This window comes from Streptomyces sp. NPDC030799 (assembly GCF_055572255.1).
Genome location: NZ_JBVIDS010000011.1, coordinates 1 through 11,125 on the forward strand (window position 1 = coordinate 1; position 11,125 = coordinate 11,125).

Below are 11,125 nucleotides of genomic sequence, written 5' to 3' on the forward strand. Positions count from 1 at the left end.
GGCAAGATGCTGGACGAGCGGCTCGGCAAGATCACCTTCTGGACGCTGTTCGTCGGCTTCCACGGCACCTTCCTGGTCCAGCACTGGCTGGGCGCGAACGGGATGCAGCGCCGGATTCCCGACTATCTCGCGGCCGAAGGGCTCACCACGCTCAACACGGTCTCGACGGTCTTCTCGTTCCTGCTCGGCTCGTCCATGCTCCCGTTCTTCTACAACGTCTGGAAGACGGCCAAGTACGGCAAGCCGATCGGCGTGGACGACCCTTGGGGCTACGGCCGTTCGCTGGAGTGGGCGACGTCCTGCCCGCCGCCGCGGCACAACTTCGTCACCCTGCCGCGGATCCGCAGCGAATCCCCGGCGTTCGACCTGCACCACCCCGAAACAGCTCTCCGCAACAAGGAGTTGAGTGTGCGATGACCGCCGAGGAGGAGTCGGCCCTCGTCCGGGAGATCGAGGGTCATCTGCTGCTGGCCGCCGCCCGGGAGGAGGGCCGTACGGCGGCGGTCCGGGTCGCCTCCCGGCTGGGCTGGCTCACGGACGACCAATACGAATGCCTGGCGCGGCAGTTGGAGATCGAGTACCTGTCGCTGGCCCGTACGTCATGGCGTCGCACCGCCGACCGCGCCGCGGAGCTGCAGCGGACGTACGAGGAGAGATACCGGGCACTGCGCCGACGGCTGGTGGCCTGGTGCGTGCTGAGCTGTGCGCTGCCGGCGGCGACGGTCCTGCTGGTGCTCGCCGCCGCTCAGTACTCCAGCGGTAGATCGTGATCTCGCTGGTGGGGGCTGAGGAAGAACTGCCGGACCATACCCGTACCGCTCACCACCTTGGTGAAGGTCGCTGGATCAAGGTGGCGAGTCGAGGAGACGTTCCAGTCCGGAAAGGGACTGGCCGGACTGGATGAGCACCAGCTCCGCCGCCACACATCAAGGAGCCTGCCATCCCGTGCCGGACAACCTGATCCCGCTCAGCTGCAACTGACGTGATCAGCGGACTGCATGCGCTATGTTCAGTGCAGCCTGACGTGCCGTCATGTACCGGTCACTCTTGCTGGTCCAGCGCGGCGAGCAACTGGCTCGCGCGTCCGTCCGCCGCGGCGAAGGCGAGGTGGTCGTGGTAGTCGCGGGTCTCGATGATCAGGCCGTCCCTCACGCGGAGGACCTGGATGTTGGCGGTGCGGAAGGTGCGGCCAGTGGCGGGGTACAGGCCCTCGTAGTCGAACTCGGCGATCACCACTTCGGGGTCGTCGGTCTCGTGGATGCGGATGTTCTCGGTACGTAGGCGAACCGCGTCAGAGGCCTCCAGGGCGTCGAAGCGCTTACGGAGCTCCGCCCGGCCGTGGATGCGGCGTGGAGGAACTGGCGAGAAGACGATCTCCACCTCGGCGTCCTCCGCGTAGAGCTCGGGGAGTTCGCTCCACTTGCCCGCCGAGATGAGACCCGTCAATTGCCCGAAGATGTCGCGGGGCGTAGCTGGTGCAGACATGGCTGACCTCCGTGATCCCGCCGCCTATAATCGGATAGGCGACTCCGGTTCCGACGATACGGATACGCGACTCCGTTTGTCCAGGCATGGTGAGGACCACTTGACGACAGATCAGACTCCCCCCGCCACAGGCGTGAAGCCCTTGCGCGCCGACGCACGGCGAAACCGCGCGCGGCTGCTGGAGGTCGCCGAGGCGGTCTTCACTGAGCGGGGTACGGGCGCCTCGACGGAGGAGATCGCCCGGGAGGCGAAGGTCGGCATTGCCACCGTGTTCCGACATTTCCCCACCAAGGAAGCCCTGCTCGAAGCGGTGCTCGTCCGGCGATTGGAACGGCTGGCCGAGGAGGGGCGCCGCCTGATGGTCGAGACCGGGCCGACGCACGCTCTCTTCGCTTTCTTCGACCTGGTACTGGATCAGTCCCCGGTCAAGAATGCCTTCGCTGCGGCGCTCGCGGACGCGGGAGTCGATGTGCGGGCCGCTACCTCTGAGGCCGGGCGAGCCCTGCGCGAGGTGCTCACCGCGCTCCTCGACGGCGCCCAGCAGGCTGGTGTGGTGCGACGGGACCTGGAGGTACCGGAGTTGACGGCGATCCTGGTGGGCACCTGCCGCATGCTGGAGCACCTGGACGGCCACCCGGAGTCCGCGAAGCGGGCCCGAGCGGTCGTCCGCGACGGGCTGAAGGCGTGCGCCGGGAGCCCGGAAGGGCCTTTGCCTCAAGGACGTGCCCACTCCTGAAGGAGGAACGGGCAGCCTACGTTCCGGGCGGTCTGAAACTGTCAGGATCACGATCTACCGCTGGAGTATTGGGCAGTTGCCCTTGGACGCTGGCCTGGCTGAGACGGCCGGTCTGCCTGTCGACCGGCCCGTCGGGGATTCACCAGGTGACAGACAGGAGGCGAGAACCGCCAACTCGTCGTCGCTCGGGGGCTCCTCGCCCGGCGGGACCGGAGCAGTGGCCATCGCACTGAGCAGGTCCGCGCCCGGCGTGGGTCACCAGATCCGCAGGCAGCACGGACGTGTGTCAGTCGGGTACGCAGCCGAACCAGTTCACCGTGCCGTTGCTGGTGGTGTAACCCAGGCATCTGATGGTTCTGTCATGCAGGGTCTCGGTCCGATCCGGCCTGTCGTTCAGATACTCCGTCCTGTGGTGCGGCTGTACGAGGGTGTCGATCTCGACGGTGTACCAGCGGCGCTTGTCCTCCGGCAAGCTGCAACCGTGGCCGGTCATGTTGCGGCTGGGGTCGTCGATCCATATGGGCCGTTCGGCGCGGGCGCAGTGCACTCTGTCGGCGGCGCCGGCCGCGCCGACGCCCGTGCCGAGCAGGGCCGTGGCGCCCGTGGCCACCGCTGCGGTGACGCCGAGCAGACGCTTCAGGGCAACGTTCATCGATTGGTCCTCCTGCCAGCTGTGGTGACGGTCGGGAGTCGCCTTGTCACCTTGAGGTGATAGTCACACTTACCGGCATGTCCGGCCTGGCAGTCGGCGGCGCAGTCCCCCGACCCGGTGACATCGGTGATGCCAATGCAGCAGGCCGCCGGCACACCCGGGCGGGGCCACCAGAAACCGGCCGGAGCCCGGCCGGCCGAGGCCGGACGGGCTCCGAGCACCAGGTGATCTGCGTCGACTCCGCCTCAGCGTCCTTCCTTTCGCCTGCCGCGCACCAGCCAGGTGGCTCCGCCGATGGCCAGCGCGACCGGCCACTCAAGAGCGCCCGCCACCGCAAGCGCTCCCAGGCCCCCGTAGAAGACCAGGTCGCGTGCGGGCAGGTTCTCCAGGCCGGCGGGCAGTTTCTCGACGCTCGGGTACGGGATCGTGATCGGAGGGTGGAACGTGCGCGTGTGCAGGTGGATCCCCGCGCCGTCAGGATGCGCCTTTTCGGACGCCTTCTGCTGAGCCCGCGCAGGCACCGTGGACACTCGCCTGGTCGGGGTGTTGTGCAGGCCCCTTTGCGCCCGCACCCGCGCAGCGGGCTCCATCGTGGTCAGAGCGGCTTCGGACTGCTTCTTCTGGGCCCGTACCCGCTCGCTAGGTTCGAGCACGGTCTGAGCTGCCGTAGCCATCCCGTCTCCTCCTCTCCTCTGAGTCGGTATGGGATTGCCTGTTTCCATCCTCGCGCGCATGGCACGTCCCTCACAGGAGGAGCAGCGCCTGCCCGGGTTGCTGCGGGAAGATCCAGGTATGGCGGGACGACAGACGGTGACGGTCGGCGTCGATCTGGCCGCCCGTGCGCGGCGGACGGCCGTGTGCCGGATGGTCTGGGGGCCCGAGGGCGGCTTGGCGGTGGAGTTCGTCGTCCCGGAGCAGGACGAGCAGCTGCTCGCCGTGGTCCGGGCGGCCGACAAGACCGGGCTCGACTGCCCCCTCGGCTGGCCGTCGAGCTTCGTGGCCACGGTTCTGGCCCACCACCAGGGTGGTCGGCTGCCGGCTCCCGTCCGGTTCGAGGACCGTGCCGACGGGAAGCCCGGTCTGGACGCCTTGCGGTTCCGGCTGACCGACGACCTCACCTGGAAGGCGACCTCGATGCGGCCGCCGCTGTCGGTGTCCACCGACCTGCTGGGTGTCGTGGCGCTGCGAGCGGCATATCTTCTGGATGCGCTCGCGGCGTCGGGCGTCCCCGTGCCCAGGGACGGGTCCGGGCCGGTCGCCGAGGTGTACCCCGCCGCCGCGTTGCGACGCTGGGGGATTCGCCTCGGCCGCAGTTACAAGACTCCAGGGCCCGAAGCGCGTGCCGTCCGGGAGCACATCGTCCGCTCCCTGGAGGCGGGTCTGGGCTGGGCTCTGCCCAAGACGGCGCGTACGACGTGCGTCGACAGCCACGACCATCTCGACGCCTTGGTCTGCGCACTGGTCGCCCGCGCCGTCCTGGTCGGGGACACGCTGCGACCACGCTCCGCGGACGAACACGCGGCAGCCCGGCAGGAGGGCTGGATCCACCTGCCCGGCACGGATCTCGCCCTCCTGCGCCGCCGACCGCATCCGTGAGAGCCGACTGCGAAGCGGAGCCGGTGAAGGAAGCCATGGTCGGGGTCCGGCCGTTGACCTGGAAGACGGGCCCGCGCGGGGCGGAATGCGGCCATACTGACCGTCGTGCGCGTTGCGATCACGACGGCGGGATCCCGGGGCGATGTGGCCCCCTACACCGGGCTGGGCCATCGGCTGGTCCAGGCCGGACACGAGGTCACCCTGGTCACCCACGCCCGCTTCGAGCCGCTGGCGGCGGGCTCCGGCATACGGTTCCATCCGCTGCCGGTCGATCCGCGGGCGGAGCTGGAGTCTCCGCGCGGCCGGGGTCTGCACCGCAGCGCCAGCGGCGCCGGGAAACTGGTGCGGGTGGTGGATCTGGCGCGGCGGCTGGTGGGGCGGATGACCGAGGACCTGCTCTCGGCGACCCGGGAGGCCGAGGTGCTGTTGCTGTCCGCCTCGCTGGCCCCGCTCGGGCACGCCATCGCCGAGGGGCTGCGGGTGCCGAGCATGGGCGTCTATCTCCAACCCCTCGCGCCCACGCGGGAGTTCGCGCCCGCCGTGCTCGGCGGCGGCTTGTGGGGAAGGGCGGCCAACCGGCTCGCCGGACACGGGGTGAGCCTCGCCGTGGAGCATGTCTTCGCGGCCGCCGTACCCGCGGTGCGCGACCGGCTCGGGCTGCCCCCGCTGCGGGCCGGTGCGGCGCGCCGGGCCCGGGAGCGGCGGTACTGGCCGGTGCACCACGGCTTCAGCCCCCAGGTGGTGCCCCGGCCCCGGGACTGGCGGCCGGGCCTCACGGTGAGCGGCTACTGGTGGCCGTACGACACGCAGGCGCAACTCCCGGACCGGATCAGGGAGTTCATCGACGCCGGCCCGGCTCCGGTCTTCGTCGGCCTGGGCAGCGCCACCGTACCGGACGCCGGCCGGTTCAGTGCCCAGGTGGTCGGGGCGCTGCGGCGGGCCGGGCTGCGCGGAGTGATCCAGCGCGGCTGGGGCGGGCTCGTGGCGGACGGCGACGACATGCTGACGATCGGCGACGTGCCCCATGCGCTGCTCTTCCCGCGGATGGCCGCCGTGGTCCATCACGCGGGTGCGGGAACGACGGCGGCGGGGCTGCGCGCCGGGGTGCCGGCCGTGCCGGTGCCGGTGCCGGTGCAGTTCGACGCCGGGTTCTGGTCCGCCCGGCTGGTCGCCCTGGGGGTCGCCCCGGACGTCGTACCGCTGCGCCGGGTGACCGTGGACGCCCTGGCCTCCGCCCTGGTACGCGCCACCCGTGACCCGGGGTACCGGGAGCGGGCGCGCTCGCTGGGCGCCCGCATCCGCGAGGAGGACGGCGCCGCCCCGGTCCTGGCGGCACTGGACCGGCTCGGCGACTGACGATCAGCCCTCGGCCTGCCCCTCCGAGCCGGTCCGCAGGGTCAGCCCGCACGATCGGCCGTCGGCGGCATCCGCCAAGCCGGCCCCGCCACGTCAGCCGTTGGTGAGCACCATCCGGAAGCGGGCCTTGCCGGCGAGCATCTTCTGGTAGGCCTCGTTCGCGTCGTCCAGCGGGACCGTCTCGGTCATCGGGCGGATTCCGTGCAGGGCGCTGAAGGCCATGGTGTCCTCGACGTCCTGGGAGGTGCCCGACGGGTGCCCGCGCACGACCCGGCCGGCCATGAGCAGCTGGGCCGGGTTGATGCCCATCGGCTCGGTGTCCGCCCCGATGACCACCAGCTCGCCGCGCGGCGCCAGGCCGTCCACGGTGGCCGTGATGGCCTCGGAGTTCCCGGCGGTGGCCAGCACGACGTTCGCACCGCCGAGGGACTGCAGGGCCTCGGCGACCGGGGTGCCGGAGGTGCTGTCGACGTAGTGGTGGGCGCCCAGCCGTTTGGCGAAGTCGGCCTTCTCCGCGCCCCGGGCGATCCCCACGGTCTCGAAGCCGAGCGCCACCGCGTACTGCACCCCGAGGTGTCCCAGGCCGCCGAGGCCGAGCACCGCGACCCGGTCGCCGGACCGGGCGGAGCTGCGCCGCAGCCCGTTGAAGACGGTCACGCCCGCGCAGGCCATGGGTCCGGCGTCGGTTGCCGCCAGCGCTTCGGGGATCCTGGCCAGGGCGTCGGCCGGCGCGAGCACCTTCTCGCCGAAGCCGCCGTCGTAGGCCCAGCCGGGGACCTTCAGCTCCGGGCACACGATGAAGTCGCCCCGGCGGCACGGCGTGCAGTGGCCGCAGCTGCCGCCGAACCAGCCGACCGCCACCCGGTCGCCGACCTGCCAGCCCTTTTCCTGCGTGCCCTCGCCGAGCACCTCCACGCGCCCGGCGATCTCGTGTCCGGGGACCTCCGGGAAGGTCACGCCCGGCAGACCGCCGTTCACGAACAGCGCGTCGCTGTGGCAGATGCCGCAGGCCTCCACGGCGATCCGCACCTGACCGGGACCGGGCTCCGGCACCTCCCGCTCGACCAGCTCGAACGGCCCGCCCGCGGCGGTGACCTGTGCGACTCGATAGGTACTCATCTGGTTCTCCCGTCGGTGTCGGCGTGTGTCGGCCGGATGTCCGGAACACGGGTACGACGCCCCCCGCACCAGCAGACCAGCTCCCGGCCCGGCACGCGCGCCGAGCCGCCCGGAGCCCCCCTGACCTGCATCGGCGCGCTCGGCAAGAGGCGCTGTCAACCGGCCGCGGGACGCCAGCCCTCCGGCCGGAGCATGCCGAGCAGCAGCCGCACCAGTTCGTCCACCACCTCGTCCAGCGTGGCGTCCACCCAGCCGGCGCTCCAGTCGTGCAGCAGACCGTTGACACTGCCGATGAACGCCGCCGCCGCGAGGCGGTAGTCACGGGGCGCCGCCTCCCCGCGCACCACGGCCGCGTCCGCCTCGGCGCGGATCAGGTCGATCCAGCGGGCCCGGCGGGCCAGGCGCTGCTCCTCCAGACGCGGGCTGACACCGACGATCTCCATGAAGGCGATGCGGACGCGGCGCGGGTCGGAGGTGACGTCGCGGGCGTAGGCACGGAAGAGCACGGCGGCCCGCTCGGCCAGCGGCAGCCCGTCCGCCGTGGCGAGTGCGTCCAGCACCGCCTGTTCCGCCCAGCCGTTGACCTCCAGGTGCAGCGCGGCGAGGACGTCCTCCAGGGTGCGGAACTCCTCGTAGAACTGGCGGGTGGACAGGCCGGCGGCCTGGCTCAGCGCGGTGATCGTCGTGCCCCGGTAGCCCGGGGTGTCCCCGAACAGTTCCAGGGCCGCGTCCAGGAAGCGCCGGTGCCGCTCGGCCTGCCGTTCCTCCGCGGACCTGCCGCCGTAGCGGCGCGTCGGCGCCCTGAGCCTGCCCGTCATGCTTCCCCCTTCGTCACCCCGCCGGTGAGCCAATCTTGTCGTGCACACATCTTGTCGAGTAGGCCGCCCCTTCCTTACTTTTCAGTAAGTTCACTGTGAATGCGCCCGTGTTCAGATTCCCCCGACACTCCCCCGAGGAAAGAGAGCAGTCATGCCTGCCTTCAGAACCAGGCACCTGTGCTCCGTGGCCGCCGCCCTCGCCCTGACCGTCGCCGCCCCCGCGACCGCCGCCTCCGCCGCCGGCGGCAGCGCCGGTGGCCTGCGCGAGGTGCTGTTCGTCGGCGACAACTGGGACGGCACCGCCGACGTCATCCGCTCCGTCGGTGATTTCGCGAGGATCGGCCGGATCAACGTCATCCCGGACAAGGCCGAGCGGCTGGCGGAGATCAACGCCGACCCGATCAAGTGGATCTACTACACGGCCGTCCGCAACGAGGTCGGCGAGGGACACGACCAGTACGTGGACGACATGTACTCCACCCCGGACGGAAAGTCCGTGGTCGTCTCCCGGCCCAGTTTCGCCGACGTCGTCTCCATCGACCTGGCCACCGGCAAGGTCAACTGGCGCTTCCCGGTGGCAGGTCACCGCGCCGACCACATGGCCCTCTCGCCCGACGGCACCCGGGTCGCGGTCTCGGCGTCGACCGCGAACAAGGTGCAGGTGCTGGACATCGGCACGGGCAAGGAACTGGGTGGGTTCGGCACCGGGGACAAGCCGCACGAGAACTTCTTCACGAACGGCGGGAAGTACCTCTGGAACATGTCCATCGGTGAGGTGACCACCTCCCTCGACGCCCCGGGCTGGGACTGGACGAAGGGCGACCGTCATCTCACCGTCGTCGACGCGACCACGTTCAAGCAGGTCAGGACCATCGACATGCGGCAGCGGCTGGACGCGGTCGGGCTGAAGGACTTCTCCGACGCAGTCCGGCCCGCCGCCTTCACGCCGGACTGGTCCAAGCTGTACTTCCAGGTGTCGTTCTTCAACGGCTTCCTGGAGTACGACGTCGCCGCGGACAGGATCACCCGGGTCAAGACGCTGCCGGAGAACCCGGCAACGAACCCGGACCGCACCACCTGGCTGCTGGACTCGCGCCACCACGGCATCTCGATGAACCCCGAGGGCACCAAGCTGTGTGTCGCCGGGACGATGGACGACTACGCGACCGTGGTCGACCGGGCGTCCTTCGACATCGGCCCGCTCGTCACCGCCTCGACGCCGTACTGGGCGACCGTGAGCGGCGACGGCAAGGACTGCGTGATCTCGGAGGCCGGCGCCGACCGGATCACGGCCATCGACTTCGCCACCGGACAGAAGGTGCTGTCCGTGCCGGTCGGCGACCATCCGCAGCGCGTCCGGCTGGGGCACGTCCAGGCCGACTGGACCGGCCCGGCCGGGAGTTGAGCGCCGTACGGCCTCCGGGGCGACCCCACTCCTCCCGGGGGCCGTACGGCTTACTCAGCACATGCGTCCCGCTCAGAAGTGCGCCGCCGTCCACCCGGCCAGCTCCGACCGGGCCGCGGCCAGCAGGTCCACCGAGGGTGCCGTGGCCCCGTTGGTCACCAGCGCGAAGTGCCGGACTCCGGAGTCGTGTCCGGTGAGCAGCAGACGGCGGCTGCCGGTGCCGCCCGGCTCGGGGGCGACGGCGACCGGGGTGGCGGAGCCGCTGTAGGCGGGCGGGGCGCAAGCCGCGCCCAGGTCCGAGACGACGGTGGTCGACGCCGTGGGGAAGGACGCCGGCAGATGCAGTTCGGTGGGCGCGGTGCCGTCGCCGGAGCGCCAGACCAGCAGCCCGTACTGGCCGGAGCCCACCAGCTTCGCCACGTTCGGCAGGGAGCTGGGCACCGGGTTCCAGGTGAGGGTCGTCGAGCCGTCGCGGGAGCGGTCCTCGTAGGTGAAGGCGAGGGCCGTACCGGCCGTGGCGCTCGGGTAGAGGCGGTCGAGCAGCCGGGCGTCCTGGCGCAGGGTGGCGTTCCCCGAGTCGTCCAGGCGTACGGCGGACAGGTCCTCGTCGTTCCAGGCGTCGCCGGAGGTGCGCACCTTGTCGGGGTTGCCGTTCATCAGTTCGTGGTGCCGGCCGTTGTACAGGTCCCACTGCCACTGGGTGCCGGAGAGCACCGGGCCGGAGGCTGCCGGGGCGGTCCACCAACTCGCGCCCCGCAGGCGGGAGTCGAGGGCCTGGTACATGGCCTTGAGGACGGTCGGCGCCTTGTCGGACACCGTGCCGGACAGCGGGTGGCCGAACTCGCTGACCACGGCCGCGGTGCCGGCGGCCGCGGCGCGGTCGCGGACTGCGGAGAAGTCCGAGGCGTACTGGCCGTCGGCGGCCTTGCCCCACATCAGGATGCCGGAGATGGCCTTCTGGTCGTAGAAGTGGGTGTTGAGGACATACCCCGGGCCGAGCGTGCCCGCGTCCAGCAGGCCGCCCTCCTGCTTCTGGGTGGAGATGTTGGCGTTCCAGAAGAGGTTGGGCTCCACGAAGGCGGGCTTGTCCTGCCAGCCCGCGGCGTCCATACCGGCGCGGAACTTCGCGTAGAACGGCCACAGCAGGTCCTTCTCCCAGGTGCGGGAGGTCTGCCCGGAGTCGTAGGAGCCCGCGTAGGGCTCGTTGTACGGATCGAAGCCGGCGATGTCGGCGAACTCCGCGCTGCTCAGGTGCTGTTGAAGGTAGGTCATGGTCGTCCGGGCGGTGGTGAGAAAGGCGTCCTGGAGGCCGTGGGTGTCGTGCCAGAAGTCGTGCTGTGCCTGCTGCACGGCGGCGTTCTGGGTGATGTTCTGACCCCAGAAGAGACAGATGCCGCAGGACTCGGCCGGGTAACTCCCCTCTTGAACCGCCCACGTGGGGGCGCCGTCGCCCGTGTACCAGCTGCCGCCGGTGAAGAGATGGCGGGAGTAGAGGTCCTGATGGAAGTCCGGGAAGACGCGGATGCCCGCGTCCAGGAAGGCGCGCATCTGCTCGGTGACGGCGTTGAGATACCCGGTGTCCACCTGGCCGCGTACGGGTTCGGCGTGCGCCCAGGAGAGCAGGAAGCGGACCGTGTTGGCGCCGCCGAGGGCACGCAGCGCGGTGGCGGACTTCCGGGCGTCGGCGACCGAGGCGAAGGGCAGGCCGCCGTTCTCCTCCAGCTTGGTCTCGCCGGAGACGTTGTAGCCGCGCAGGACGATCTCACGCCCCTGGCCGTCGGTGAAACGACCGCCCTGCACGGTGAGCGGGGCGCCGTCGAACCAGAGGGAGCCGGAGGGGAGGCCGGGGGTGATGGCGGGGAGGGCCGGGGTGGGGGGGGGGGGGGGGGGGGGGGGGAAAAACCAAAAAACACAAAAGAAAAAAAAAAAAAAAAAAAAAAAAACCCAACAGAGTCGCG

The 11,125-nt window shown here is 70.7% G+C and carries 12 protein-coding genes; 6 read left to right on the forward strand and 6 right to left on the reverse strand.

The features are described from left to right. On the forward strand, positions 1–417 hold a 417-nt coding region (locus tag ACZ41I_RS26015; protein WP_468515154.1), incomplete at its 5' end, for a cbb3-type cytochrome c oxidase subunit I. Continuing rightward, on the forward strand, positions 414–770 hold the full coding sequence (locus ACZ41I_RS26020; protein WP_468515155.1) for a hypothetical protein: 357 nt from the start codon (positions 414–416) through the stop codon (positions 768–770). The genes ACZ41I_RS26015 and ACZ41I_RS26020, both read left to right, overlap by 4 nt. A gap of 271 nt (positions 771–1,041) precedes the next feature. Here ACZ41I_RS26020 and ACZ41I_RS26025 read toward each other — a convergent pair whose 3' ends face one another. Further along, the gene (locus tag ACZ41I_RS26025; protein ID WP_468515156.1) at positions 1,042–1,485 is read right to left on the reverse strand and encodes a nuclear transport factor 2 family protein; all 444 of its coding nucleotides are present in this window, start codon (positions 1,483–1,485) and stop codon (positions 1,042–1,044) included. Between the two features lie 133 nt (positions 1,486–1,618). Between ACZ41I_RS26025 and ACZ41I_RS26030 the strand changes: the two genes are divergently transcribed. After that, the gene (locus tag ACZ41I_RS26030; protein ID WP_468515341.1) at positions 1,619–2,221 is read left to right on the forward strand and encodes a TetR/AcrR family transcriptional regulator; all 603 of its coding nucleotides are present in this window, start codon (positions 1,619–1,621) and stop codon (positions 2,219–2,221) included. Between the two features lie 286 nt (positions 2,222–2,507). Here the strand turns inward: ACZ41I_RS26030 and ACZ41I_RS26035 are convergent, their stop codons facing one another. Together ACZ41I_RS26035 and ACZ41I_RS26040 are read right to left on the reverse strand one after the other, a co-directional pair. Next, on the reverse strand, positions 2,508–2,873 hold the full coding sequence (locus ACZ41I_RS26035; protein WP_363220022.1) for a hypothetical protein: 366 nt from the start codon (positions 2,871–2,873) through the stop codon (positions 2,508–2,510). A gap of 245 nt (positions 2,874–3,118) precedes the next feature. Next, positions 3,119–3,547 carry a hypothetical protein gene (locus tag ACZ41I_RS26040; RefSeq protein WP_468515157.1) on the reverse strand — a complete coding sequence of 143 codons (429 nt, stop codon included), beginning with the start codon at positions 3,545–3,547 and terminating at the stop codon, positions 3,119–3,121. Between the two features lie 58 nt (positions 3,548–3,605). Between ACZ41I_RS26040 and ACZ41I_RS26045 the strand changes: the two genes are divergently transcribed. Both ACZ41I_RS26045 and ACZ41I_RS26050 read left to right on the forward strand, forming a co-directional pair. After that, entirely contained in the window at positions 3,606–4,469 is an 864-nt protein-coding gene (locus ACZ41I_RS26045) for a DUF429 domain-containing protein (protein WP_468515158.1), read from the forward strand. Positions 4,470–4,574: 105 nt separating this feature from the next. Next, the gene (locus tag ACZ41I_RS26050) at positions 4,575–5,825 is read left to right on the forward strand and encodes a glycosyltransferase (RefSeq protein WP_468515159.1); all 1,251 of its coding nucleotides are present in this window, start codon (positions 4,575–4,577) and stop codon (positions 5,823–5,825) included. Positions 5,826–5,918: 93 nt separating this feature from the next. On the opposite strand, the gene ACZ41I_RS26055 is transcribed toward ACZ41I_RS26050, so the two are convergent. Beyond that, complete coding sequence (locus ACZ41I_RS26055) at positions 5,919–6,944, reverse strand: alcohol dehydrogenase (RefSeq protein WP_468515160.1); 1,026 nt, start codon at positions 6,942–6,944, stop codon at positions 5,919–5,921. Positions 6,945–7,099: 155 nt separating this feature from the next. Continuing rightward, entirely contained in the window at positions 7,100–7,762 is a 663-nt protein-coding gene (locus tag ACZ41I_RS26060) for a TetR/AcrR family transcriptional regulator (RefSeq protein ID WP_468515161.1), read from the reverse strand. A gap of 151 nt (positions 7,763–7,913) precedes the next feature. Here ACZ41I_RS26060 and ACZ41I_RS26065 point away from each other — a divergent pair, with 151 nt between their 5' ends. Continuing rightward, positions 7,914–9,167 (forward strand): YncE family protein, encoded by a 1,254-nt coding sequence (locus ACZ41I_RS26065; protein ID WP_468515162.1) that lies wholly within the window; start codon positions 7,914–7,916, stop codon positions 9,165–9,167. 72 nt (positions 9,168–9,239) lie between these two features. On the opposite strand, the gene ACZ41I_RS26070 is transcribed toward ACZ41I_RS26065, so the two are convergent. Then, positions 9,240–11,021: a cellulase family glycosylhydrolase gene (locus tag ACZ41I_RS26070; RefSeq protein WP_468515342.1), complete on the reverse strand. Its 1,782-nt coding sequence runs from the start codon at positions 11,019–11,021 to the stop codon at positions 9,240–9,242. Positions 11,022–11,125 lie beyond the last annotated feature (104 nt).